Origin of the sequence: Pseudomonas laurentiana (assembly GCF_014648275.1) — a bacterium.
Taxonomy (GTDB): Bacteria; Pseudomonadota; Gammaproteobacteria; order Pseudomonadales; family Pseudomonadaceae; genus Aquipseudomonas; species Aquipseudomonas laurentiana.
Genome location: NZ_BMQU01000002.1, coordinates 260,317 through 283,557, shown reverse-complemented (window position 1 = coordinate 283,557; position 23,241 = coordinate 260,317). Strand labels below are relative to the sequence as shown.

The window sequence follows — 23,241 nt, the reverse complement described above, 5'->3', positions numbered from 1 at the left end:
TGACAGGTAATGAACAAGAAAAGCAGACCGTTGTACCTGGCTATGCTGGCGGGCTTGACGCTGATAGGCCTGGGGATCAGCTATGAAAACCTCTGGTGTGATCCCCGGGCCGAGATCGCTGCGGTGGGTACCGCCATGGATCTCGACGGTGCCCATCGCCTGAGCCGTGATGGTATCACCGTGGAGTTCGAGGCCAGGCCGTTGGGGGCTGCCGGGGCACTGAGCGAGGGCGGCTTCGCCAGCGTTCGCTTCAAGGTCACCGAGCAGAACACCGGGCAACCGCTGTCGGGCATGTCGCCTGGCGCCTGGATCGACCCCGCGCGCGCCGGTGAGGTCGCCAGTGAGCGCGACAAGAGTTGCAAGGCGCGGGTCGGCCTGTTTCTCAAGAGCAGTATTGGTGCCCGGCCATTGCTGGATTTGAACAGCTACTTCCTGTTGGTGCTGAACAAGGATGCCAGCCTGACGGTCATTGATCCGTCGGTATCGGTCGGTGGAGTGACCAGCACACTGGCACGCATCGAACTGCCTCAGCCGCCCATGGACTGGGTGGCCAGTGCCGACGACAAGCGTGTGTTTGTGACCTTGCCGGGGGCCGATCAAGTTGCACTGGTCAATACCGAGACCTTTCAGCTGGCCGGGCTGCTCGCTGCCGGTAAACAGCCTGTGCGTATCGCCATGCAGCCGGATCAGCGTTTGCTCTGGGTCGGCAACAACGCAGTGGATGTCCGGCACAGCGGGGTGACGGTGATCGATGGGCAAACCCACAAGACCTTGAAGTTCATCCCCACCGGGGCCGGGCACCACGAAATCGCCTTCAGCCAGGACTCGCGTTACGCCTTTGTCAGCAACCGCGACAGTGGCACTGTCAGTGTGATCGACAGCAGCGACTTGAGTGTGGTGAAGAACCTCAAGGTCGGCCCGCACCCCTTGTCAGTCGCCTACTCGGCATTGTCTCAGGCGGTCTATGTGGCGGATGGACGTGATGGCAGCATCAGCGTGATCGATGGGGTCAGCCATCAACTGCGCAGCCGTATTCAGGCCCGACAAGGCCTCGGGCCAATGGGCTTCAGCGACGATGGGCGTTTCGGGGTTGTGCTCAACACGCTGGAAAACCGGGCGGTGGTCATCGATGCCAGTATCGACAAGGCAATCCATGAGCTGGAGGTCTCGGCAGAACCTTATCAGGTGACGTTCACCAAGGCGTATGCCTACATCCGTGGCCTGGCCTCACCCAAGGTCACCATGATCAACCTCGCCACCCTCGGCGAGGGTCGCCAACCGATTACTCAGGGCTTTGATGCCGGGCCGGCGGCGCCACGGCAGGCCGGTGACCTTCCGCTGGCCCAGAGCCTCAGCGTGGCCCGCGACGAGAACTCGGTGTTCGTTGTAAACCCGGTGGACAACACCACCTACTTCTACGCCGAGGGTATGAACGCGCCGATGTCCGGTTACCTGAACCGTGGGCACAACGCGCGCGCAGCTCTGGTCATCGACCGCAGCCTGCGCGAGGTGGCCCCTGGGGTCTACAGCGCTACGGTGAAGTTGCCGGCGGCGGGCAAGTTCGATGTGGCCTTTCTGCTTAACCAGCCACAGATCATCCACTGTTTCAGCACCGACGTGCAGGCCTCGACCAACGGCCCTCAGCGCCACATACCGCGGGTGGAGTTCCTGCTGGAACGGCCACAGGTGGTGCAAGGCAATCCGTTTGTCGCGCGCTTCCGGATCGTCGAGGGCGATGGAACCCCGCGTAACGGGATCAAGGACCTGACGCTGCGCTATTTCCTTGCGCCGTCTTCACGCGCCAAAGACAGCCCGGTGCGCGAAGTCGGCGAGGGGGTTTATGAGGCACCGCTGGAGTTGGCCGAAGCGGGTGCCTGGTACTTGCATGTACAAGCGCCCTCACTGGGCAAGGCGTTTGCCGAGAAAAACTACACCAGCGTGCGGGTGTTGCCCGCTAGCGCCCAATGATGTGCCGCAGACAGGAGTTCGCCATGAACGCGTTCAAACGTTGTGCCGTGCTGACGCTGTGCTTGCTGGGCGCCAGCGTGGGGGGTGTTCAGGCCCATGACGGGCACGCTGGGCATCAAGCGCCAGCCCCTCGTCAGGAAAAGGCCCAGGTGCGTTTTGCCGATGTTCAATTACTGGACCAGAACGGCATGCCCGTGCGCCTGGAAAAGGATCTGGTGGGCGACAAACTGGTGGTCATGGGCTTTATCTATACCCGTTGCACGACAGTATGCCCGGTGGTGTCGTCGATCATGGGCAAGGTCCAGCAGCAACTCGGTGGTCGAGTGGGGGAGGAGGTGCAGTTGGTGTCGATCAGTGTCGACCCGCAGCGTGACGACCCGCAGCGTTTGTTGAGTTACTCGCGGACTTTCCAGAAAGGCCCGGGCTGGAGTTGGCTGACCGGTACACCGTACGCGGTGAATGAAACCCTCAAGGGGTTGGGTAGCCTGAGCCCGGATCTGGGGCAACATCCACCGCTGATTCTGGTCGGTGATGGGCGCAGCGGCCATTGGACCCGTTACTACGGCTTCACCGATCCGGCCTTGCTGATTGCCGAGATCAACCGCCTCGGTGCTCGTCGGGTGCATGCCCGACATACCGCTATCGCTCAGGAGCAGCAGCCATGAGTAAATCCATGGGGGTAGTGCGCAGAATGAAACGCCTCGATGGGTTGGCCGTGCTGGCTTGCCTGTGGCTCCTCGCCTCGGTGGCCATGGCCCACGAGGACCATGGCAGCCCCAATGCGACACCAGCGGCATCGAGCACGGGCACACGGGACGCGCAAACCTGGTTCACCGACACCACTGTGCTGGATCAGAACGGCAACAGCCTGCGCTTCTACAGCGATGTCCTGAAAGACCGAGTGGTGCTGCTGAATGTGATATTCACCCATTGCAATGATGCGTGCCCGCTGATCACGCGCAAGCTCAAGGATGTCCGCGATGCGCTGGGTGAGCCGTTGGCCCGTCAGGTGTATTTCATTTCCGTGACCAGCGACCCTCAGAACGACACGCCGGCGGTGCTTAAAGCGTTTGCGCAGAAGCAGGGGGTCGATGGGCCGAACTGGTTGTTCCTCACGGGGGGGCAGGCCGAGGTCGAGCAGGTACTGGCCCGGCTCGGGCATCTGGTGCCCAGCCCGGAACAGCATTCAACCCTGTTGATTGCTGGTGATGTCGCCAGCAAGCGCTGGAGCAAGATCCGCCCGGATGCGCCGCCCCAAGCGATTGCCCAGCGTTTGCAACTGTTGACCCAACCACTGGCCGGGCGTTGAGTCATGGACCGTTTTCGCCTACCGCTGATGGCGCTGCTGATGTGCTTGAACAGCCTCGCGCTGGCCCTTGACTTGACCCCACAGGAGCAGGCGGGCAAGCGCCTCTATCGCGAAGGCCTGGCCAGCGGTGATGCACAGGTGTCGGCACGGGTTGGCGCTGCCGACATCCTGGTGCCTGCCAGCGTCGTGCCGTGTGCCAGTTGCCATGGGGCCGATGGCCAGGGCCGTCCGGAGGGCGGGGTTCGGCCACCCGCGCTGAACTGGCAACGCCTGGCGCGCGGGGCGGGCGAGCATCGGGTCAACGGTCGGCAGTACCCGGCTTACACCGAGGCAAGCCTGGCCCGGGCCATTCAAGAGGGTCGCGACCCTGCAGGTAATGCGCTTGATCCGGCCATGCCGCGTTTTGTCCTGTCCATGGCCGATCAACGTAACCTCACGGCGTACCTCAAGCGCCTTGTCGAAGACCGTGACCCCGGCGTCGATGAGCAGCACCTGCGTCTCGGTACACTGTTGCCGCAGAGCGGGCCATTGGCCGGGGCGGCACGGGTGGTCGGAGCAGTGCTGGCCGGCAGTATCGAACAGGTCAACCAGCAGGGCGGGATTCATGGTCGCCAACTGCAGCTCACAGTCATCGATCCGGGGCCTGATCGCGCCAGCGCCGAGCAGGCGCTCAAACGGTTGATTGAGGAAGAGCGGGTGTTCGCGCTCGTCTCACCGTTGGCCCCCGCATTGGGTACGGCCTTGCCCCTTATGCTCGAACAGCGTGGGGTGCCGATGATCGGCCCGCTGAGCCTGCCTGCTGCCAATGTCCAGAACCGGTTGGTTTTTGAACCCCTGCCCGGTGTGCGTGAACAACTGCTTAGCCTGGCAAGCTACGCCGCTGAGCGCTTGGGGGTGAAAGAGCAGCCGGCATTGATTGTCTACAGTGAGCCGGAGCAGGCGCCGTTGGCCGAGGTGTTACAGCAAGGCTTGCAGCAGGAGGGGTGGCGGGCATTGCGCCATGAGGCCTTTGAGGCGAACCAGCCGCTTACCTATGCTGCGCAGTCGGTGTTCTTCCTGGGTGACGGGGCTGGGTTTGTACAACTGACCGAGGCCTTGCAACGGGCCGGACAGTCACCTTATCTCTTCGCAGCAGCCAATCAGGTCGCTGGCGAGGTTGCCACGGTGCCTGCCCAATGGTCGCAACGGCTGTTTCTGGCGTACCCGTTCCTGCCTGGCGACTGGACCGATACCGGGCGTGCGGCACTCACCGATGTGCGTCGACGACAACAATTGGGCGCCCAGCAGACGCTGCTTCAAGTCACGGCCTATTGCTCGTTGCAACTGCTGGGTGAGGGCTTGAAACGCGCTGGACGTGATGTCAGCCGGGAAAAACTGCTGGCAGCGTTGGAGGGTCTGTACGGATTCGATACCGGTTTGACCCCACCGTTGAGCTTCGGCCCGGGTCAGCGCCAGGGATTGAGTCGTGCTCATGTGGTTGGGGTGGAGTTGCCCGGCCCACGCTTCCACCCCCTGTAGGTGCCGGCGTTGCCAGCGAGCAGCGCGGGGGTTGTCAGGGGTTGTGCGGTGTTTTGCATCGCGGGTGAAGCGGCCCTGTGGTTTCGACGGAGGTGGATCATGCGCGTGTTGATGCTGTTGGGCCTGCTTTACGCCAGTGTCGCGGTCTGGGCTGACGACAGTCCGCCGGTGGCAAGGGTCAACGAAGTGCCGATCAGCCAGTTCCGATTGGAACGCTATTTTGCCGATTACCTCCAGGCCCAGGGCCGGGCATTGACCAGCATTCGCAGCCCGAGTCTGTACAAGCGCCTGCGTGAGCAGGCACTGGATGAACTGATCGACAAGGAACTGCTCTGGCAGGAAGCCCAGCGCCGGGGTATCGAGGTCAGTGATACCGCTGTCGCCCGCCATATCGACCAATTGCGTCAGGCGTTTGGTTCAGCGGATGTGTTTGCCCGGCGGCTGGCCGAAGCCGGTTTCGATGAGCCAGGGTTTGCACGTTACACGCGCCACGAATTGGTTGCGCAACAGGCGTTCATTCAGTTGTCGCAGGTCGCCGAGCCTGATGAGGTGCAAGTCCGGGCTTTTCAACAAACATTGCTCGCTGAAGCGAACCCGGGATCGTCTTCGGCGGTCCAAGGTGAGCAGGGACTGGCGGTGGCGAAGCAACTGCTGCACGAACATCAACAGACAGAGGCACGTCAGGCGCTGCTGAAACGTTTACGTGACAAGGCCGCCGTTGAACGACTGGAGCCGCGCTAGACTTCCCCCAGTATTGGGGGGAAAGATTAGGGGCAAAATGCCAGCCAGTCCCCGGGGTTGGGGGTGCTCTGTCCGGCTGTTTTGGGCGAAGTGCGATAAATCAATGCCATACCGTTGCCAAACACACCCTATCGTGACTGGCATGAAGTGTGCGTAAGCCTATACAAGGCCGCACTCAGCCAGACCGGAAAACCGGGTCTGTGAAGTATCAAGGAGTCGACCTTGGTTAACAGTGTTCTGATTGTCGATGATGAACAGACCCTTGCGCAGAATCTCCAGGCGTACCTGGTTGCACAAGGCCTGAACGTCCATGTTGCCTACGACGGCGAAACCGGCATTGGCCTTGCCGCCAGCGTCCAACCTGCTGTCGTGGTGCTCGACTTCCGGTTACCCGATATGGAGGGGTTTCAGGTTCTGGAGGCTGTCCGCCGGCAAGGCAGGCGCTGTCATTTTGTGCTGATTACTGCGCATCCAACCACCGAGGTCTGCGAGCGTGCTACTCAGCTGGGTGTCAGCCATATCCTGTTCAAGCCGTTCCCGCTGGCGGAGTTGGCACGTGCAGTCTTCGACCTGATGGGAATCGAGCGCCAGGCGCGAGCCGGGGCAAACGTGGCGGAAGGGTTCGTCGAGCGGCGTCAGAGCAAGAAGGAATCTTTCCCCATGCAGTTGTATGACGGCAGCTGGGTACTGGCGGATCGCAGGCGTAACAGCGCCAAGCCGCCGGGACTGGACGACGACAAACAGCTCACCGGGGAGTAGGGGCGCGATAGACGTTCCGGCATCCGCCGAGAGAGCCTCCGCGCCAGTTGGGCTACCGCCCCCGCTGCGTTGGAGTGCTTGCCATGCAACCGTCGTCTCCTGGCTTACACGCAACCTTCGATGCTGCTGCCTGCGTCCCGTTGGGACGTGAGCAGATGGCGCAGGCCAGGGCCCGCGCCGAGGAAACCGGCGAGCGCGTGCTGCAGGCCCTTGAGGCCCTGAGCGGGCAGCCAGCCGCCGCGTTCGTCGCCAGCCTGGGCGCCAGCCTGCACTATCCGGTACTGGATACCCAGGCACTGTTTGCCGCCACCCCCCTGTTTGAGCGGGTCAGCCTGGCGCAGTGCCTGAAGCGCGAATTCATCCTGTTGCAGCATGCCGGGCAAACCCTTGGTGTGTTTGCCGACCCCTTCGACAACGCCCGCCTGGCCTGGATCGACGAGTGCCTGCAGGGTGCTCCGTTGTACCTGGTGCAGGCTGCTGACCTGGCGGCCTTTCTGGCGCGCCATGAAGAGAGCTTCCATGCGGTCGACTCCCTCGACAACGAAGTCGAGGGCCTGGAGGCCGAAACCCTGCAAAGCCTGTCGCTGGCCAGTATCAGCGAAGACCAGAGCCGCGTGGTCAAGCTGGTCAACTCGACCCTCTATGACGCACTGAAAATGCATGCCAGCGATATCCACCTGGGCATGACTGGCAGCGGCCTGGTGATCAAGTACCGTATCGACGGTGTCCTCAATACCATCAGCAAAATCAGTGGCGTGGAGTTCGCCGAACAGGCCGTTTCGCGGATCAAGGTCATGGCCGAGCTGGACATTGGTGAAAAGCGCGTACCTCAGGACGGTCGCTTCAAGATCGGAATCAGTGCCCGGCAAATCGATTTTCGTGTGTCGATCATGCCCAGTATCTTTGGCGAAGATGCGGTGCTGCGGGTACTGGACAAGCAGGACCTGGCGGATCAGGTCAGCGGTGTACAGCTCCAGGCCCTGGGCTTCGCCGATGAAACCCTGCGCAGCCTGCGTCGGCTGGCCGGGGAGCCCTATGGCATGGTGCTGGTCACCGGGCCCACCGGCAGCGGCAAGACCACCACGCTGTACGCGATGATCAGCGAAATCAACCGGGGCGTGGACAAGATCATCACCATCGAAGACCCGGTGGAATACCAGTTGCCGGGCGTGTTGCAGATCCCCGTGAACGAAAAGAAGGGCCTGACTTTTGCCCGTGGCCTGCGTTCGATCCTGCGCCACGATCCGGACAAGATCATGGTCGGCGAGATCCGTGACCCGGATACCGCACAGATCGCCGTGCAGTCGGCGCTGACCGGGCACCTGGTGTTTACCACCATCCATGCCAACAACGTCTTCGATGTGATCGGCCGTTTCAGCCAGATGCAGGTCGACCCCTACAGCTTTGTCTCGGCCCTTAACGCCGTCCTTGCCCAGCGCCTGATTCGGCTGGTCTGCCCGCATTGTGCGGTGTCCTGTACACCCAGCCATGAGGAACTGGCTGCCTCCGGCCTCGCGGTGCAGGACTGTCAGGACTATCGCTTTGTCCACGGCAGTGGCTGCGGCCAGTGCCGGGGCAGTGGATACCGCGGACGTACCGCCATCGCCGAATTGCTTCATCTGGATGATGAGTTGCGGCAGATGATCGTTGAACGCCAACCGATTGCCCGGATCAAGGCCCTGGCTTGCCAGCGTGGCTTACGCCTGCTGCGCAGCTCGGCGCTGGAGCTGGTACGTGAAGGCCGGACCACCCTGGAGGAGATCAATCGTGTCACATTTATCGCCTGATCCAGTCGTCGCGGTCCTGGGGGCCAACGGTGTCGGTATTGGTCAACAGCAGTGGCTTGGCAGCCAGGGGTTCGTTGCCGAACGTAGCCAGGCTGTCGCCTTGGCACTGCAGACCCTGCGGGACCTGCTTGGCGAGCATCGCTGTCGGCGTAATGCGTTGCGGGTGTTGCTGTCGGCCGATTACTGCCGCTTCTGTCTGGTGCCCTGGAGCGATGCGATCTCCAGCCCAGCGGAGTTACAGCGCTATGCCCGTGCCTGCTTCGAGGCGCACTACGGGCAGAGCCTGGAGGGCTGGCGGATTTGCCTGTCACCTGAGGCGAGTGGGCGTGCACGGGTGGCGGCAGCGGTGCCGGAAGCGTTGTTGCAGGGCTTGGAGCACCTGAGCGCTGAGTCAGGGCTGCGCTTGCGTGCGGTGCAGCCCTACCTGATGGGCGCCTACAACCGTTTCGCCGCGCGCCTGGGGCAGGGCGACTTCCTGTTTGTTCTGGCCGAGCCGCAACGCAGCCTCGTGCTGCTGGCGAGCCAGGGCGTCTGGCAACACGTCCGCACCCAGAGCGGCAATGACAGTGATACCGCGTTGCAGGCGTTGATTGCGCGCGAGTGCCAGCTACAGGTCGGGCAACCACTGGCCGTTTTTCTTCATGCACCGGGTCGCCTGCATGACCGCCCACAGCTGGACGGTATTGAGCTGTGTGAGTTGACGCCACCCATGGAACCGAGTCAGGACGTGCTTAGCGTCATGGCTCGGGTGGTGGCCTGACATGCGCCGCCTCGAGCTGGATTTTCAACCCCGGCGCTGTGGACGGCGGCTCTGGGTCTTGGCGGGCCTGAGCCTGGCATCGCTGGTGGGCCTGCTGTGGGTACAGCAGGCTCTGGAGCGCGAGCAGGCCAGCCTGCAGGCGCAGGTGCGCGAGGCCGAACACCGGCTGGGCACCGGTCCACGTCCGCAACCGACGCTGTCGGCCAGTCAGCGCCGCGAGCAAGACGAGCGCCTGGCGCAGATGCGCAGTGTTTCCGAGCAACTGCAACGGCCCTGGGAGCGCCTGTTCGCCATGCTCGAAGGCCTGCCGATGGAGGATGTCGCCTTGCTCGCGCTGAGCCCGGATGCACGCAAGGGGCAACTGCGCATCGCCGCCGAAGCGCGCGACCTTGAGGCGATGTTGGCGTTTCACAAACGCCTGGAAGCCAGTACCGAGTTGCACGATGTATCGCTGCTCAATCACGAAATTGTTGCGCGGCAGGCCGAGCACCCGGTGCAGTTCAACCTGTCCGCCACGTGGGAGACTGGCAATGCGCATCCCTAGTCTGATTGTTCACGAACACGTGTTGCGCCTTGGTTGGCCAGGCCTGGCCTCGATCGGGTTCGCCCTGACAGCGCTGCTGCTCGGCGGCCTTGGCCTGCTGCCACAGTGGCAGCAACTGAATGCACAGCGTCAGCAGTACGCCGAGGCTGAACAACAGCTGCAGCGCCTGCAACGCGGTGAATGGGTGGCGCCGGTGTCGTCGCCTGACCCACTGGATGACTTTCACAAGCAACTGCCGGCACAGCCTCAGGCTACCGAGGCCATTGACCGGATCTACGCCTTGGCCCGGGCGGAAAAAATCAGCCTGTCCCGGGGTGAGTACGCCTTGGGGGTCGACCCGAAAACCCATTTGGCCCGGTATCAGATCCTCTTGCCGTTGCGCGGCAGTTATCCGCAAATCCGCCGATTTCTGCACGCGTTGCTCGGCCAGTTGCCGGCGCTGGTACTCGAAGACCTCGACCTGCAACGCAAGCAGATCGGCGACAGCGAGCTGACCGGGCGTATCCGCATGACCCTTTACCTGTCGAGGTCGTGATGAACACTCAACGCACCGTGGCGTGGCTGATTTTCTTCGGGGTGGCGGCCGCCTTGGCCTGGGCGCCAGGGCACTGGCTTGAGCAGGACGAAGCGGGCGCATCTGAGCCGGTGGTTGCAGTCAGCCGCAGCCCGGCGCAGGTGCCCGCAAGCACGGCAAGCCGCTCACCCTCAGCGCCGCTTGCCGCCGTCGATCTGTTTGCCAGCAAAAGCTGGAAGCCTGCTGTGGTCCTGGCCACGGTCATCGAGACGCCCGTGGCAGTGACCCCGGTTGAAACACTTCGAGTCGCACCGGCGCTGCCGTTCCATTTCGTCGGGCGCTTGCAGAACCACGATGATCAACAGGTGTTCCTGCAAAGCGGCGAAAAGCTGTATGTCGTCCGTCGAGGCGACGTGATCGATGAAACCTACCGGATCGAGCAGATCTCCGACACGGAGTTGAGCCTGGTCTACCTGCCGATGCAACTGTCCCAGACTTTGTCTGTAGGGAGCGCACCATGAATTCGCCAAGGATTTGCAAGCCCGCGCCGTTCCTGCTGTTGGCGCTGTTTGTGGCGGTGGCCGGTTGTGGTTCGACCGCTGCCCGCAAGGATGGCCTGGCCTTGATCGAAGAGGGCCAGTACGAGGCGGGCATTGCCCGCATTGAGGAGGGACTGAAGAGCGCACCGCGCGATACCGAGTTGAATATTGCCCTGGCCCAGGGCCGGGCAAAGTCGGTTGAGGCATTGTTGACGCAGGCCGACAGTGACCGTTCGCGGCATGACTTCGCCGGGGCGCGGATGGGCTATGGCCGCGTACTGACCATTGAACCGAACAACCGCAGGGCCCAGGACGCGGTGCGCCAGATCGAGCAAATGCAGGACCTGGGTGAGCGCATCGCATTGGGGCAAGCCGCATTGCGTCAGGGCGACTTGTTTGGTGCTGAGCGGCACATGCGCGAGGTGTTGTTGCTCGACCCGCAGAACACCGAAGGCCTGACGCTGCGGCGCAACATCGAGCAGGTGCAGGCGCGTACTGCCCAGCCCAACCCACAGTTGCGTACCCGCCTGGAAAAACCGGTCACCCTGGAGTTTCGCGACGCCAACCTGAAGACCATCTTCGAGGTGTTGTCGCAGGTCGCCGGGCTTAACTTCATTTTTGACAAAGACCTGCGCCCGGACCTGAAAGCCACGATTTTTGTACGTGAGGTGCGTATCGAGGATGCGGTGTCCCTGCTGTTGGAGCAAAACCAGTTGCACCAGAAGGTGGTCAACGAAAACACCTTGCTGATTTACCCCGACTCGCCGCAAAAAACCAAGGACTACCAGGAACTGGTGATGCGGACCTTCTACCTCACCAGCATTGATGCCAACACCGCGATGAACATGGTCAAGACCATGCTCAAGACCCGCGATGTGTTTGTCGATGAGCGCCTGAACACCATGACCATGCGCGATACCCCGGATGCCATTCGCATGGCCGAGAAACTGCTGCAGTCCCAGGACCAGTCCAACCCCGAGGTAGTGCTGGAAGTCGAGGTGATGGAGGTGGCCCGGTCGCGCATCCTCGACCTTGGCCTGCAATGGCCAAACACCTTCGGTGTGGTCACCAGCGAAGGCAAACCGGTGAGCGTGCTCGACCAGTTGCGCGGGATCAACTCCAGCCGGATCACGATCACGCCGTCGCCACAGGCGAAGATCAATGCGCAGGACAACGACATCAATACCCTGGCCAGCCCGGTGATCCGGGTCAGCAACCGCGAGCAGGCGCGTATCCATATTGGCCAACGCGTGCCGATCATCAGCGCCACTTCGGTGCCGTCGACCCAGGGGCCGGTGATTACCGAAAGCGTTACCTACCTGGACGTCGGTCTGAAACTGGAAGTGACCCCGGTGGTGCACCTGAACAACGAAGTAGCGATCAAGATCGGCCTGGAGGTGAGCAACGCCACGCCGCTGGAGCCGACTCGCCAGGGCACCATTCCGGTCCAGGTCGATACCCGCAACGCCCAGACCAGCCTGCGCCTGCACGATGGCGAGACTCAGATCCTTGCCGGGCTGGTGCGCAACGATCATGGCGCCTCTGGCAACAAGATTCCGTTACTGGGTGATATCCCTGGCCTGGGCCGACTGTTTGGCAGCAACAAGGACAACATGGGCAAGTCGGAACTGGTGCTGTCGATCACCCCGCGCATCGTCCGCAACCTGCCTTACCAGAGCCCGTCGGACATGGAGTTTCCTACCGGCACTGAAACCAGCATGCAGATCCGTAACCTCAACCGCCCAAGCGACGTGCAGGACGCACCGCTGGCCGTTCTGCCGAGGCCTTGAATCATGAAGCGCAGCACTGGCGGTTTCACCCTGATCGAAGTGGTGGTGACCCTGGCCCTGATCGGGCTGCTCGCCGCCATGGCCGCACCGTTGACTGAAACCCTGGTACGCCGTGGCAAGGAGCAGCAGCTCAAGGCGGCGCTGTACCAGGTGCGCGACGCCATTGATGCCTACAAGCGTGCTTACGACGCCGGTTACATCGAGAAAAACCTCAATGCCAGCGGCTACCCGCCAAACCTGGCGGTATTGGTGGAGGGCGTGCGCGATGTACGCAGCGCCAAGGGGGCGAAGTTCTACTTCCTGCGGCGTATTCCCCATGACCCGCTGCTTGAGGCCAAGCGGGACGATGAGGGGGGCTGGGGGGTGCGTGCCTATGACAGCCCGGCCGACAGCCCCCGTGAGGGCGAGGACGTCTTTGACATCTACTCCCGTGCCCCCGGCAAGGGCCTTAACGGAATTGCCTACAGTCAGTGGTGATCAACATGCGCCGGAGCAAGGGCTTTACCCTGATCGAACTGTTGGTGGTGATGGCGATCATTGCCACCCTGATGACCATTGCCGTACCGCGTTACTTCAACAGCCTGGACAACGCCCGTGAGGCGACCCTGCGCCAGAGCCTGGCGGTGTTGCGCGAAGCACTGGATCACTACTACGGCGATACCGGGCGTTATCCCGATTCCCTTGAGCAATTGGTCGAGCAGCGCTATTTGCGGGCCACGCCACTGGACCCGATCACCGAGCGGCGAGACCTCTGGCAGTTGCAGCCCCCTCCCGAGGGCGTGTCGGGCGCTGTGGGCGATGTCCGAAGCGGTGCAAGCGGGAGGGCGCGTGATGGCAGCCTCTATGCCGAATGGTAACGCTCAGGCCGGTTTCACCTATCTGGGCTTGCTGATGCTGATTGCCGTGCTGGGTATCGGCCTGGCAGCAACCGGGCAGGTGTGGTCCAGCGTCGCTCGCCGCGACAAAGAACGGGAATTGCTGTGGGTTGGCGCTCAATACGCGCAGGCCCTGCGCAGCTATTACCGCAGCTCTCCGGGCCTGGCCCAGTACCCGGCATCGCTGGATGACCTGGTCGAAGATGATCGTTTCCCGCAACCGCGCCGGCACCTGCGCAAACGTTATCCAGACCCGATGACCCACAGCAGCGAGTGGGGCCTGATGCGTGGGATCGATGGGCGTATCACCGGCGTCTATAGCCTGTCCCATGAGGTACCGCTCAAGCAGGCCGGGTTTGACGCGCAATGGTCCGACTTCGAGGGGCTGGGGCATTACAGCGACTGGCAGTTCGTCGCGGAAAAAGCCTTTGCCGAGAGTGCCAGCACCCGCCGTCCGGGTGATCGGCCATGAACCGGCTGCTGCTGGTCGTCTTGCTGCTGGTTCTGGCCGTTTCGGCGCGGGCGGCAGAGGAAGACGAGATGACGGGGTTTATCGTCGATAACACGATCTCCCACATCGGCCACGACTTCTATTACAGCTTTGCCGAGCGGCTGCGGGCCACCAGTCGCCTGGATTTCAACCTGGTGGTACGTGAACGGCCATCGGCTCGCTGGGGCAGCCTGGTGACAGTCGAGTATCAGCAACGCGTGATCTACCGGCGTTTTTTGCCACCCAACACCGTGGAACTCAAGGACGCGGCCTATGAAGCTGCCGACCTGGTCAGGGCAGAGGTTGTTCAGCGCAAGCTGCAGAACCTGTTGCAAGACACCACCGATCTGGAGAGGGATGAACTATGAACAGTGTTTCTCGCGCAGTCTGGCTGTTGGCTGTTGCTATTGCCTGTCAGCAGGCGGCGGCTACCGAAATGGTCTACACCCCCGTCAACCCGGCGTTCGGCGGCAACCCGTTGAATGGTACCTGGCTGTTGAACAACGCGCAGTCGCAGAACGATCACCAGGACCCGTCGATCAAGAGCCGATCTTCTATAGCTGGCACCTCGGCCCTGGAGCGTTTCACCAATCAACTGGAGTCGCGGCTGCTGTCGCAACTGCTGGACAACATCTCCAATGGCAACACCGGCAGCATGTCCACGGATTCGTTCCTGATCAATGTGATCGACGATTCGGGTGCGCTGACCATCCAGGTGACGGACCGGGCAACCGGAGAAGTTTCTGAAATCCAGGTGAACGGCCTCAATCCTTGAGGTGTATCGGGTCAATGGGAGTGACGATCATGAAACGATTTCTGACGATGCTGCTGATCCTGGCCAGTCTGCAAGGCTGTGGCCTGCGCAAGCCGATGCCGGCTGAGCACGACACAGAAACACCGACCCTGACACCTCGTGCCTCGACCTATTACGACCTGCTCAACATGCCGCGTCCGAAGGGCCGCTTGATGGCAGTGGTCTATGGCTTCCGTGACCAGACCGGGCAATACAAACCCACCCCGGCCAGCTCGTTCTCCACCAGCGTGACCCAGGGCGCCGCCAGCATGCTGATGGATGCCATGCAGGCCAGCGGCTGGTTCGTAGTGCTGGAGCGCGAAGGGCTGCAGAACTTGCTGACTGAGCGCAAGATCATTCGGGCTTCGCAGAAAAAGCCCGATACCCCCGTCAATATCCAGGCCGAGCTGCCACCCTTGCAGGCCGCCAACCTGATGCTCGAAGGCGGCATCATCGCCTATGACACCAACGTCCGTAGCGGCGGCGAAGGCGCGCGCTACCTGGGCATCGACCTGTCCCGCGAGTACCGGGTAGACCAGGTGTCGGTGAACCTGCGGGCTGTGGATGTGCGCACAGGCCAGGTGTTGGCCAACGTCATGACCAGCAAGACCATTTACTCGGTCGGTCGCAGTGCCGGGGTGTTCAAGTTCATCGAGTTCAAGAAGCTGCTGGAGGCCGAGGTCGGCTATACCACCAACGAACCTGCGCAGTTGTGTGTGTTGTCGGCAATCGAGTCGGCAGTCGGGCATTTGCTGGCCCAGGGGATTGAACGCAAGTTGTGGCAGGTGTCGAGCGAAGGCACTGGCGACAACGCTGTGCTGGAACGCTACTTGAGCCAGTATCAGGCGCAGTGAGGGTGGCACCCCACGCCTGCACGTGAAGGGTGCCGGGTTATCGGTAGGGGTTAGCCAGGGCCTTGGACAGGTTCTTTTCGGCCGTCGACAGTTTCATTTCGTTTTCGGTCCGGCGTAGCACCTGGGTGGCCTTGTTCAGCTCGCTGGTCAGACTGGCCAGCTCTATCTGCAAACCATGGATTTTCGCTTCACGCGATTTTATCGGAAGCGAGTGGTCATTCATCACAGCCTTGAGTTCATCCATCTTCTCGTTGATCCGCTCCTGGATTTCCCGAACCGATTTCAACACCTTCTTCACGCTGTCGGGCAGGTTGCTGGCGTCGATATCCGCGTGCGTGCCATTACCTTGCGCCGACTTGTGCGTGCCCGCTTCTGACAGGTTGACCTCTACACCATGCTGAGGGGCGGGCTTTGCCAGGCTGACAGCCACTGCGGCGGGCGCAGGCTGGGACGTCGCCTTCGGGTGGGCTGTTGGGGGCAGGGCAGTGGCGTTGATGGAAATCATGTTCTCTCCTGTGATTCGTCGTCAGCGTGCGTGCTGGTCGGTGCAGGAGGAAAGCATACCCGCGTGAGGGGGCTCATTTGGCCACGTCAGGCGGGTTGGGAATAATCCTACAGCTATTCAGGAATCCGTTACCTGGTGGCTACGGGGGGCGGTCAAGCAACCCTGAACGCCGGAAAGGGGGCATGGCACCACAGGCTGCTGGAGGTCAAAAAAAGGACCGCGACCCGCCGATCGCGGGTCGCGGCCAAGGCGGGATGATCACTGCTGGAACACGGTCGCCTGGTTGCCCATGCCGAACTGCTGGATGGCGGCGTTCATGTTGACACCACTCTGATCGACGATGGCCTGGTTGCCTGTACCGCCCTGGGTGACATAGGCCAGGTTGGCGCCATCGGCTTGCTTGATATTGACCTCGTTGTGGTCCCCGTACAGCTGGTTCACATAGCTCTGGTTGCCCATGCCCGACTGATCCAGCTTGACGCTGTTGGAAACGCCGCTGCTGACCCCCTCGGCGTAGTTGGCGATACCTCGTTGATCGGCGATCAACTGGTTGTCGGTGCCGTTCTGCTCAAAGTACAGCTCGTTGTTGAGGTCGGCCTGGGTGAAATTGGCGCTGTTGTTGGTGCCCGACTGTTTGATGTCGGCGCGTTGTCCGCTGCCAAACTGACCGCCCGCCTTGTTGCCTTTCCAGTTGCTTGCCAGCACCTTGTTGCCCGTACCGGTAGCACTCGCGGTGAGGGTGTGATTGTCACCCGTCTGGTAGGTGTAGTGGACGTTGCCATAACCGTTCTGGAACAGGTTGGTCACCGACTGTTGCGACTCGAACTGATCGGCATAGATCGCGTTGAAACCGCCGGTTTGCGTCAGGGTTGCCAGGTTGTCGGCCCCGAAGCTTTGGTCGATGACCGCTTCGTTGGTCTGCCCATATTGGTTCACGGTGGCCTGACTGGCGGTTTGTTGATCCTGCCAGACTTCAGTGGAGTTCAACGTGCCGTGCTGGTTGATGGTTACCGACCCGCCCTGGCCATCGCGTTGATCACCGTAGGCCCAGTTAGCTTCGCCTGTCTGGAAGATGCCGATCTGGCCGTTCTGGTGATTGAGGTGCTCGGCGGCACTGAAGTTGTTGGTCCCGGTCTGCTGGATCAAGGCCTGGTTGGCGGTACCGCCGAACAGTTGCTCGACGTTGGCTTCGTTGCCGTTGCCCCACTGCTGGGTCGTGGCGGTGCTGCCGTTCTGGGCATCCTGGTAGACGAAGGAGAAGTTGCCGCTGCCTTCCTGGGTCTGTTGTACCAGGTTGCCGTTGCCCAGTGACTGGCTGGCATGGGTGTTGTTATAGGCGCCAACGGCTTGCTGGTTGATCTGCCCGGCGTTTTCCATCAACTGCTCGGCGTAGCCGGCGTTGTATTGGCCGGTATGGTTCTGCTGGATGTCGCCGGTGGCGTTGTCTTGCAGGGCGGCGGAATTGTTGCCCTCGCCGTACTGGGTCTGGGTGGTGGTGCTGTAGCTCGCCTTGGTCTGTTTGACCTCGGCGATGTTCTCGTTACCGTACTGGTTCTGGTTTGACTGGCTGTCGTTTGCCATCGCCTGGCCGGAAAGGCCCAGGACAATGGCGACGCTTAAAGGAGCGAGCTTGAACATGGTAGTGCCTCCAGGGTTTAGCGGTATTGGTTGACCTGCACATGCTGGCCGTTTCCGGCCTGGATCACGGTGCTGGAAAGCCCCGTGCCGGTTTGTTCGATACTGGCGTTGTTGCTGTTGCCGATCTGGGCGATTTCTGCCCGGTTGTTGCTGCCGTTTTGCCGGATCGATGCGCTGTTGCCGTAACCTTGCTGGCTGATGCCGGCCATCAAGTCATTGCCTTGTTGCAGGATGTACGCCTCCTGTGAGCTGCCGGCCTGGACGATATGCCCAAGCAGGGCCTGGCCATCCTGATTGAGGGTGGCGCGGTTAGCCTGGCCCTGTTGCTCGATCAGTGCCTGCTGAGCGGATGGCGCGGCCGCAGGTAGCAACGTCAGCGATTCGCCCAGGTCTGAGCCCGCGACCAGGTCGGCGTTGTCCATCAGGTCGTCGGCCTGCACCGCCTGGCCGATCAAGGCCAGGCAGAGCAGCAGGGGGGCCAGGCGTGCCATCGCAGCGTTCTCCTTGGGTCACTGCACGTTGACTGGCACGGTGCGTACAGTGCCTTGGCTGGTGGTGATGGTTGCCGTCGGGTTGGCCGACGGAATTACCGTGGTGCTGTTACTGATCGACAGACGCCAGCGCCCGGTGAGCGGTACGGCAGTACTGCCCAGGGTCACCAGCCCATTGGTGGTGGTGACCTTTACGGTCACGGTGTTGCCGGTGGTGACCGACGAGGTGCCACTGAAGTCCCAGTTGTAACGGTTGTTGGAGCGCGCCTGGACCTGCGCGGTGGTCACCGTAAAGGTTTCCTGGGCCGGTTTTGGCGACACCTGCATGCTGACCGTTGCCGGGGCCGACAGCGCCCCGAACGCATCACTGGCGATGTAGCTGAAGCTGGTGCTGAAGGCACTGGTGACGGTAGCCGGTGGTGTGTAGGTGACTTGCGTGCCGTTGGTGGTCACGGTGCCGCGCCCGGCGGGAGGCTGGGTGACACTGGCCACCGCCAACGGTACGTTGCCTTCTGGGTCGGTGTCGTTGGCCAGCACGTTGATGGTCACCGGCACGCCCAGTGTGGCTGCGCTGTCGTTGACGGCGGTGGGTGGCTGGTTCGGTGCCACATTGACGGTCACCGTCGTAGCGTCCGATTTCAGCCCCTTGCTGTCCTGGGCCTTGTAGCTGAAGGTTGCAATCAACGGCACGTTGACCACGGGCGGCGGGGTGTAGACCACTGCCGTGCTGCCACTCAAGGCCACGCTACCAAGGCCGCTGGCCGGCTGCGTAAGGTCAACGATGGTCAGCGGCACATCACCGTCCGGGTCGCTGTCGTTACTCAACAGGTTCAGCGTCAGCGGTACGCCAAAGCTGGTGCTGCCGCTGTCGGCCAGGGTGACCGGGGCCTGGTTAGCCGCCTGTATGGGGGCGTTACCGACCACCTGCACTGGTTCAGTGTCACTGCCGCCAGCGGCGGACTTGACCGTGACAGTGGCGGGTGGCTGCTTCAGGTCGTTGACGGTGAGGCTCTGCGTCGTACCGTTTTTCGACAGGCGACCATAGCCCTGTGCGATCAGGTCGGGGACCAATACTTCATCGCTGGAGCGGGCCTCGATCAGCAGCCGTTGGTTGTTCCAGTCGTAGCGGGCGGTTTGCACTTTGACGATGTCGTGCAACTTGCCCGACAGGGACGTGGGGCGGGTCCCTCCGCTGGTGCTGCTGGCGGTCAGCACGACCACAGACGGTGGTGCCGTGGGCATCAGTCGCTCGACGAAGAACAAACCGTTGTTGTCGGCCAACAGGTTGTACTGGCAGGCCGACGGTGGCGTTCCCGGTACCAGGGCCACGGTCTCACGCAGGCACAGGGTCGCATCTGCCGGTGCCTTGGCGAAAACCTCAAGGCGTGTACCTTCAGCGGTGCGCCGGTAGCTGGCACGCTCCAGTTCCACCGGTGTTTGCGCACGAGGGTCGAGGACCTTGCCGGACAGGGTGAACAGGCTGGTTTCAATCGTGCCGTTCGGGCCCTGGATGCGGACAAAGTTGGTGTTGTTGGGGCTGCCGGTAACCGCTTCGGTGAGGTTCGGGTCACCGATGTAGGTTTCGCTGGCACCCGTGTCCGGGTTGATTTCGGTATAGGGGCCATTGACGCTGCGCAGGAACGGCCCGATGTTGCCGTTCAAGGCACCACTGAAATCGCCGGGGGCGCCAATCCCGATGTCGCGGGTGATGTTGATGACTCGCCGGCCAGGGCTGGTGACATTGACGGTTTCGACCCCGTAGGGGTGGGTGATGGTGTAGGTCCCGGCGACGGGCACCGACGCCCGGATCCGGATCCGGGCAAAACTCTGCTGATCACCATCGCGCGGATTGCCTGAGGCGAATGCTGCTTCAATGCCCGCGACATAGGCGTCCAGTGAAAACCCGCTGTTACCTACGGCCGGGATGGTGGTTTCAGCCAGGAACCAGAACATTTCCGGTGGCCAGTTGTCCGGGAATACCAGCGGCAGGGCGTCGTCGTAGATGCCGGGCTCCGGCAGCAGGGTACACATGTAGGCCGGGGGGATTGTCGCGGCAACCCGCGAGCTGGCAGCCCGTGACTGGCAGAGTTCCAGTGACAGGTTGGCGTGATCCTGATACCAAATGGGGTAGCGCCCGGTGGCCAAGGTATAGGGCCCAGGGTCTACCGCTGCGAGGCCGGCCCAGGCATTGCCGGCCAGCGAAAGTGAGAGCCCGGCTGCACACAGCGCCAGGCGTGGCCAGTTGTTCATGCTGCCTCCTGCTACGGGTCTAAGCGTGATCGCGTTCATGGCACGAGAACCACTTCTTCGCTGTCGCTGCCGCCGTTGCTACTGGTTACCTGGACACTGGCGGGCGGAATCGGCGAGAGACCGGTGGTCAAACTCTTGAGTGCCCCTTCACCGCTCAGGTCGCCAATGGTGCTGCCATTGCTGGTGGTGGCCGTGAGTGTGGGGGGGCTGGTTTCGTCGCTGCTTGAGGCGACCAGGGTCAGTTGCGCCGAGGCCAGGCTGTACTCGGCGCGCTGTATCGTGACCAGATCGGTGAGTGGCATGGCACGGGTGGTGGGTGTGCTGCCCGGTATCGCCACCTGGTTGTCGGCGGTGACCTGCAGGATGGCCGGGAGGCTTGGGTTCAGGGGTGACTGGGCATACCAGGCACCTGTAGTGTTGGCTTCGGTCAAGGTCCGGGCCGGGGCTTCACTGCTCAGGCTGACGGTAGCTGGTTGCGGTGGTGCCTGGACGAACACATCCTGCTGGGCGCGCAGGTTGCCGTCTTCAGTGTGGCGCGAGTAGGTGCTGCGCAATGGAATCAAGGGGGTTGGCCTGACTTCGCTGGAGAGCTTGCCGGACACCGCGAACAACTCGGTACGCAGGTCCAGGCCATTGGGCCCTTCGATACGCAGGTAGTTGGTGTTGAGCGGGCTGCCGGTAACGGCCTCGACAAGGTTAGGGTCACCGATGAAGCGTTCGCTGGCCCCGGTTTCCGGGTTGGTTTCGGTATAGGGGCCATTGACGCTACGCAGGAACGGGCCGACCTCGCCTTTGAGGGCGCCGGTGTAGGTTTGCGGGGCGCCAATCCCGATGTCACGGGTCATGTTGATTGCGCGTCTGCCGGGTGTCGTGACGTCAAACACTTCGACCCCGTAGGGGTGAGTGATGACGTAGGTGCCGGCGGTGGGTACGTCGACGCGTATACGCACCCGGGCGAAACTGATCTGGTCGTTGTCCAGTGGCAGACCGCTGCTGAACGCCGCCTCGATGGCTGCGCCATAGTTCAGGTCAACACCACGTGTGGCGTCGACAATGGCAGCATCGGCAGTGAACCAGAATGCTTCATCAGGGAAGTTCGTCGGAAAGACGATCGGTTGGGTGTCGTTGAACACATCCGGCGTTGGCAGCAGCGTACACATGTACGAAGGCGCGCCGGGTGCGCCGGCCACCCGCGAACTCACTGCCTTGGACAGGCACAGATCAAGGACCCGGCCATGACTGTCCTGATACCAGGCGGCAAATTTACCGTTGGTCTGCAGATAGGGGCCAGGGTCAACATCGAACAGCGCGGCGTGCGCCGAGTCGTGTAAAAGTGTTGCCAGCGCCAGCAGCGCCAACGGGTGGGGCGGTAGACGGTGCATGAGCGTTCCTCCTACAAGCGGACCCATGATTTGGGGCGTCTGCAGGGAGTTCGGCAAACTCCATACCAAGTCTCGTAAAAATCGTGCGAGCGCTCGCAGGGCGTGTGTTTGAGCGTTGTAGCCGGTCAAGAAAACGCCGGGGGGCGGACGGGGATCCAGCCCCAGGGTTGGGGGCCGGTTGGGGCAAAGCAGTGGGGAATCAAGCCAGAGGCATGGCAATAGGCTATAACCCTAGAAGTGCCCACGTTGGAGACCATGATGGACTATCAACCAAGCCTGAGCGCCGGTGCGCTGAGAAAGCCGTTCAATATGCTGCGTTGGTACGCCTTTGTAAGCCTGGCGGTGATCGCGTCGGTCGCCGTAGGCCTCGGGGTGATCTCCAGCCGCTTCGTGATCAGCGAGAGTGTCGAGCGTGATGCGCTGCTGACTGCGCAGTTCATCCAGTCCATCGCTCTGGCCGAAGTGCGTCACGTTTCGATTCCCAATGTCCGGACCATGGGGGAACTGCTCGACCCGCGTCTGGACAGCGCGTTCGCGGATGTCGACCCTGAAGCCCGTCGCGCTGCACGCGGAGAGTTCCTGGACCACATCGCGCACCTGCCCGATGTGCTGTTGGCCAACATCTATGCGCCGGACCGGATGGTGATCTGGTCGAGTAACCCGACGTTGATTGGCAAGATGATCGAGGCCGACGATGACCTGGACCGGGCCTTTGATCACAAACGGCGTGTTTCCGCCAGCTATCACGATGTTGAAGATGCACGAAGCGAGCGAAAATTCATTACGCCTCCCCAGCAATTGTTCATCGAAAACTACATTCCCTTGTTCGATACGGACGGGGAGCGGGTGACTGCGATGGTCGAAATCTACAAGGAGCCTCGGGACCTGATCAACCGTATCGAGCGCGGGTTGCTGCTGCTTTGGCTGGGCACCGTGGCAGGCGCTGCCGTTGTCTACTTTGGCCTCTACGGCATCGTGCGCAGGGCCGCGCGTACGCTGGCTCAGCAGCAGCGGCGGCTGGTCGCCAACCAGACCTATGTCGCCCTGGGCGAGATGTCATCGGCAGTGGCCCACAGTTTGCGTAATCCGCTGGCGAACATTCGTTCCAGCGCCGAGCTGGCCGATGAGTTCGACGATGGCGCAGCGAAGCAGAACATTGCCGACATCATCAGTCAGGTTGATCGGATGTCGTTGTGGGTACGCGAATTGCTTCAGTCATTGCGGCCGCTGGACGGTGAGGCCCTGCCGGTCGACCTGGCCCAGGTCCTGCATGAGCGCTTGCAGGCGTTCACCGCACAGATGGCTCAAGCTGGCGTTCAGGTCGATGTAGCACCATTGCCGTCGACACCCGTGATGAGCCAACCGGTGTTACTGGGACAGGTGTTCAACAGCCTTATCGCCAATGCACTGGAGGCAATGGCTGAAGGTGGCACATTGCGCGTGGAAGTGGTTCGACAGAATCGTCGGAGCCTGGTTCTGCGGGTATGCGATACCGGCAAAGGGATGAGCACCCAGCAGCAGCGAATGGCCTTCAGGCCGTTTTTCACGACCAAACAGGGTGGTTTGGGTGTTGGTCTGATGCTGGTCAAGCGTGTCATGGAGCGTTTCGGCGGGGCGGTAAGGTTGAGTAGTCGCGAAGGCCAGGGCACCTGCGTGCAATTGAGCTTTCGTCTGGCCAGAGCAGGGCTCGACATCACCGCACTCTAGGCTTCTGTGCAGTACCGGCTGACGGGG

The 23,241-nt window shown here is 62.0% G+C and carries 24 protein-coding genes; 19 read left to right on the top strand and 5 right to left on the bottom strand.

Annotation, left to right across the window (positions count from 1 at the left end; translation table 11 throughout):
* Positions 1-9 precede the first annotated feature (9 nt).
* The 18 genes from IE038_RS03205 (at position 10) to IE038_RS03120 (ending at position 15,241) form a co-directional block, all read left to right on the top strand.
* On the top strand, positions 10-1,968 hold the full coding sequence (locus tag IE038_RS03205) for a cytochrome D1 domain-containing protein (protein ID WP_189395112.1): 1,959 nt from the start codon (positions 10-12) through the stop codon (positions 1,966-1,968).
* A 23-nt stretch (positions 1,969-1,991) separates the two neighbouring features.
* The gene (locus tag IE038_RS03200) at positions 1,992-2,633 is read left to right on the top strand and encodes an SCO family protein (RefSeq protein WP_163939705.1); all 642 of its coding nucleotides are present in this window, start codon (positions 1,992-1,994) and stop codon (positions 2,631-2,633) included.
* A 26-nt stretch (positions 2,634-2,659) separates the two neighbouring features.
* Complete coding sequence (locus IE038_RS03195) at positions 2,660-3,277, top strand: SCO family protein (RefSeq protein WP_163939707.1); 618 nt, start codon at positions 2,660-2,662, stop codon at positions 3,275-3,277.
* A 3-nt stretch (positions 3,278-3,280) separates the two neighbouring features.
* Entirely contained in the window at positions 3,281-4,795 is a 1,515-nt protein-coding gene (locus tag IE038_RS03190; protein WP_189395111.1) for a cytochrome c/ABC transporter substrate-binding protein, read from the top strand.
* Positions 4,796-4,894: 99 nt separating this feature from the next.
* The gene (locus IE038_RS03185) at positions 4,895-5,536 is read left to right on the top strand and encodes a SurA N-terminal domain-containing protein (protein WP_163939703.1); all 642 of its coding nucleotides are present in this window, start codon (positions 4,895-4,897) and stop codon (positions 5,534-5,536) included.
* Positions 5,537-5,758: 222 nt separating this feature from the next.
* Positions 5,759-6,295 (top strand): response regulator transcription factor, encoded by a 537-nt coding sequence (locus tag IE038_RS03180; RefSeq protein WP_163939701.1) that lies wholly within the window; start codon positions 5,759-5,761, stop codon positions 6,293-6,295.
* 155 nt (positions 6,296-6,450) lie between these two features.
* Positions 6,451-8,082 carry a GspE/PulE family protein gene (locus IE038_RS03175; RefSeq protein ID WP_229775613.1) on the top strand — a complete coding sequence of 544 codons (1,632 nt, stop codon included), beginning with the start codon at positions 6,451-6,453 and terminating at the stop codon, positions 8,080-8,082.
* On the top strand, positions 8,063-8,842 hold the full coding sequence (locus IE038_RS03170) for a hypothetical protein (protein WP_163938351.1): 780 nt from the start codon (positions 8,063-8,065) through the stop codon (positions 8,840-8,842). The genes IE038_RS03175 and IE038_RS03170 overlap by 20 nt, the downstream gene beginning before the upstream one ends.
* A gap of 1 nt (position 8,843) precedes the next feature.
* On the top strand, positions 8,844-9,386 hold the full coding sequence (locus tag IE038_RS03165) for a pilus assembly protein (RefSeq protein WP_163938354.1): 543 nt from the start codon (positions 8,844-8,846) through the stop codon (positions 9,384-9,386).
* Positions 9,373-9,921: a GspMb/PilO family protein gene (locus IE038_RS03160; RefSeq protein WP_189395109.1), complete on the top strand. Its 549-nt coding sequence runs from the start codon at positions 9,373-9,375 to the stop codon at positions 9,919-9,921. The genes IE038_RS03165 and IE038_RS03160 overlap by 14 nt, the downstream gene beginning before the upstream one ends.
* On the top strand, positions 9,921-10,421 hold the full coding sequence (locus tag IE038_RS03155) for a hypothetical protein (protein WP_163938357.1): 501 nt from the start codon (positions 9,921-9,923) through the stop codon (positions 10,419-10,421). The genes IE038_RS03160 and IE038_RS03155 overlap by 1 nt, the downstream gene beginning before the upstream one ends.
* The gene (locus IE038_RS03150) at positions 10,418-12,229 is read left to right on the top strand and encodes a secretin GspD/PilQ domain-containing protein (RefSeq protein ID WP_163938360.1); all 1,812 of its coding nucleotides are present in this window, start codon (positions 10,418-10,420) and stop codon (positions 12,227-12,229) included. The genes IE038_RS03155 and IE038_RS03150 overlap by 4 nt, the downstream gene beginning before the upstream one ends.
* Before the next feature lie 3 nt (positions 12,230-12,232).
* Entirely contained in the window at positions 12,233-12,706 is a 474-nt protein-coding gene (locus tag IE038_RS03145) for a type II secretion system protein (RefSeq protein WP_163938363.1), read from the top strand.
* Between the two features lie 5 nt (positions 12,707-12,711).
* Complete coding sequence (locus IE038_RS03140; protein ID WP_163938366.1) at positions 12,712-13,086, top strand: type II secretion system protein; 375 nt, start codon at positions 12,712-12,714, stop codon at positions 13,084-13,086.
* Positions 13,061-13,576, top strand: a complete 516-nt coding sequence (locus IE038_RS03135; protein WP_163938369.1) for a type II secretion system protein — start codon at positions 13,061-13,063, stop codon at positions 13,574-13,576. Before IE038_RS03140 ends, IE038_RS03135 begins: the two co-directional genes overlap by 26 nt.
* Positions 13,573-13,962 (top strand): curli production assembly/transport protein CsgE, encoded by a 390-nt coding sequence (gene csgE, locus IE038_RS03130; protein ID WP_163938385.1) that lies wholly within the window; start codon positions 13,573-13,575, stop codon positions 13,960-13,962. Before IE038_RS03135 ends, csgE begins: the two co-directional genes overlap by 4 nt.
* Positions 13,959-14,369, top strand: coding sequence for a curli assembly protein CsgF (locus IE038_RS03125; protein WP_163938388.1), 411 nt, complete (start codon positions 13,959-13,961; stop codon positions 14,367-14,369). Before csgE ends, IE038_RS03125 begins: the two co-directional genes overlap by 4 nt.
* A gap of 29 nt (positions 14,370-14,398) precedes the next feature.
* On the top strand, positions 14,399-15,241 hold the full coding sequence (locus IE038_RS03120) for a CsgG/HfaB family protein (protein WP_163938391.1): 843 nt from the start codon (positions 14,399-14,401) through the stop codon (positions 15,239-15,241).
* A gap of 37 nt (positions 15,242-15,278) precedes the next feature.
* Here IE038_RS03120 and IE038_RS03115 read toward each other — a convergent pair whose 3' ends face one another.
* From IE038_RS03115 to IE038_RS03095, 5 genes are all read right to left on the bottom strand, one after another.
* Positions 15,279-15,746 carry a hypothetical protein gene (locus tag IE038_RS03115; protein ID WP_163938394.1) on the bottom strand — a complete coding sequence of 156 codons (468 nt, stop codon included), beginning with the start codon at positions 15,744-15,746 and terminating at the stop codon, positions 15,279-15,281.
* A gap of 258 nt (positions 15,747-16,004) precedes the next feature.
* On the bottom strand, positions 16,005-17,384 hold the full coding sequence (locus tag IE038_RS03110) for a curlin (protein ID WP_189395108.1): 1,380 nt from the start codon (positions 17,382-17,384) through the stop codon (positions 16,005-16,007).
* 17 nt (positions 17,385-17,401) lie between these two features.
* Positions 17,402-17,875, bottom strand: a complete 474-nt coding sequence (locus IE038_RS03105) for a curlin (RefSeq protein WP_163939795.1) — start codon at positions 17,873-17,875, stop codon at positions 17,402-17,404.
* A gap of 18 nt (positions 17,876-17,893) precedes the next feature.
* Positions 17,894-20,125 carry an Ig-like domain-containing protein gene (locus IE038_RS03100; RefSeq protein ID WP_189395107.1) on the bottom strand — a complete coding sequence of 744 codons (2,232 nt, stop codon included), beginning with the start codon at positions 20,123-20,125 and terminating at the stop codon, positions 17,894-17,896.
* 35 nt (positions 20,126-20,160) lie between these two features.
* Entirely contained in the window at positions 20,161-21,507 is a 1,347-nt protein-coding gene (locus IE038_RS03095; protein ID WP_189395106.1) for a hypothetical protein, read from the bottom strand.
* A 255-nt stretch (positions 21,508-21,762) separates the two neighbouring features.
* Here IE038_RS03095 and IE038_RS03090 point away from each other — a divergent pair, with 255 nt between their 5' ends.
* Positions 21,763-23,214, top strand: coding sequence for an ATP-binding protein (locus IE038_RS03090; RefSeq protein ID WP_163936159.1), 1,452 nt, complete (start codon positions 21,763-21,765; stop codon positions 23,212-23,214).
* Positions 23,215-23,241: the final 27 nt, after the last annotated feature.